The 1,649-nt window shown below is 72.7% G+C and carries 3 protein-coding genes; all 3 read right to left on the bottom strand.

What is annotated here, in order from left to right:
- Window positions 1–122: 122 nt before the first annotated feature.
- The gene (locus tag B7767_RS35825; protein WP_073937419.1) at window positions 123–368 is read right to left on the bottom strand and encodes a chaplin; all 246 of its coding nucleotides are present in this window, start codon (window positions 366–368) and stop codon (window positions 123–125) included.
- A 158-nt stretch (window positions 369–526) separates the two neighbouring features.
- The gene (locus B7767_RS35820) at window positions 527–1,168 is read right to left on the bottom strand and encodes a response regulator transcription factor (RefSeq protein WP_085575691.1); all 642 of its coding nucleotides are present in this window, start codon (window positions 1,166–1,168) and stop codon (window positions 527–529) included.
- On the bottom strand, window positions 1,161–1,649 hold a 489-nt coding region (locus B7767_RS35815), incomplete at its 5' end, for a sensor histidine kinase (protein ID WP_256923684.1). The genes B7767_RS35815 and B7767_RS35820, both read right to left, overlap by 8 nt.

Below are 1,649 nucleotides of genomic sequence, written 5' to 3'. Positions count from 1 at the left end.
ACGATTGCCCGCAGTTACGTCGGGGGTGGTACGGCTGTCCGCAGTTATGCGGCATGTGTCGGGACAGCGCCGAGCCCCGGCGCTCGGTGGGGGCGGGCGGCCGGGGCTGGGGCGGGTGCGCGTCAGTGGTTGACGGCGGTGTTGCCGAAGGCCGGGTTCAGGACGCCGATGACGTTGATGCTGTTGCCGGACACGTTGACCGGGACGTCGACCGGGACCTGGACGACATTGCCGGAGACGACGCCCGGGGAGCCCACGGCCGTGCCGTCGGCGTGGCTGCCGTCGGTGGCGGAGGCCATCCCCGTACCGGCCGCGAGCAGACCGCCGGCCACCATCGTCACGGCCGCTGCCTTCTTCAGGTTCTTCACTTTCCGAGCCCTCCTTGCGATGGCCGCGGCAGGCGCCGCGGCGTGCACTGGAGAACGGCCGGTACCGGCAATGGATACGGCCATCCGAGGGACATTCCCACTACGGTATGAATCTCGGATCGGAGGGGAACCTTCCGGCCGGTCCGAGGCGTCACGGGTCAGCCGCTCAGACCGTGGCGCACGGCCCACAGGGCGGCCTGCGTGCGGTCCGCCAGGTCGAGTTTCATCAGGATGTTCGAGACGTGGGTCTTCACGGTCTTCTCGGAGAGCACCAGGGCGCGGGCGATCTCCCGGTTGGCGCGGCCGTCCGCTATGAGCCCGAGCACTTCGCGCTCCCGTTCGGTGAGGGAGCCCGCGCGTCCCGTGCCCGAGCCCGTCTCCTCCTGGGACAGCAGCGCGCCGGCCACCTCCGCCTGGAGCAGGACGTGCCCGGCGTGCACGGAGCGGATGGCTCCGGCGAGCGCGTCGGGGTCGACGTCCTTGTACACGTAACCGGCGGCGCCCGCGCGAAGGGCGGGGACGACCGTGCGCTGCTCGGTGAAGCTGGTGACGATCAGCACGCGCGCGGGGTGGTCCAGTTCACGGAGCCGGCGCAGCGCGTCCACGCCGTCCATGCCGGGCATCTTGACGTCCATGAGGATGACGTCGGGTCCCAGCTCCCCCGCCAGGGCGACCCCTTCGGCGCCGTCCGCGGCCTCGCCGACGACCTCGATGTCGTCCTGCACCTCGAGGAAGGTGCGCAGCCCCCGGCGTACCACCTGGTGATCGTCGACCAGCAGCACCTTGATTGCGTCAGCCACCGGGGACCTCCATCTCGATCGTGGTGCCCTTGCCGGGCGCCGATTCCACGGTCAGCCTGCCGCCGACCCCGCTCGCCCGGTCCCGCATGGAGACCAGGCCCAGATGACGGCCCGCGCGGCGGACGATCCGCGGGTCGAAGCCGCCGCCGTCGTCGCTGACCCGCAGGACCGCTCCGCCGCCCCGGCGGTCCAGGGTGACGTCGACGTGGTCGCCGCCGGAGTGCCGCAGCGCGTTGTGCAGTGCCTCCTGGGCGACGCGCAGCACCGCCTCCTCCTGGGCGGCGGGCAGGGCGCGCACGCCGTGCCCGGTGAAGGTCACGCGCGCGGTGTGGGCGCGGTCGAGGACCTGGATCTGGGTGCGCAGGGTGGCGACGAGGCCGTCCTCGTCGAGGGCCGCGGGGCGCAGCTCGACGACCGCCGCGCGCAGTTCGTCGGCGGCCTCGGCGGCCAGGGCGGCGACCTGCTGGAGTTCGCCCTTGGC

It is taken from the genome of Streptomyces sp. 13-12-16, assembly GCF_002114215.1.
In the GTDB taxonomy this organism is placed as follows: domain Bacteria; phylum Actinomycetota; class Actinomycetes; order Streptomycetales; family Streptomycetaceae; genus Streptomyces.
This window is presented reverse-complemented; position numbering and strand designations above follow the sequence as displayed.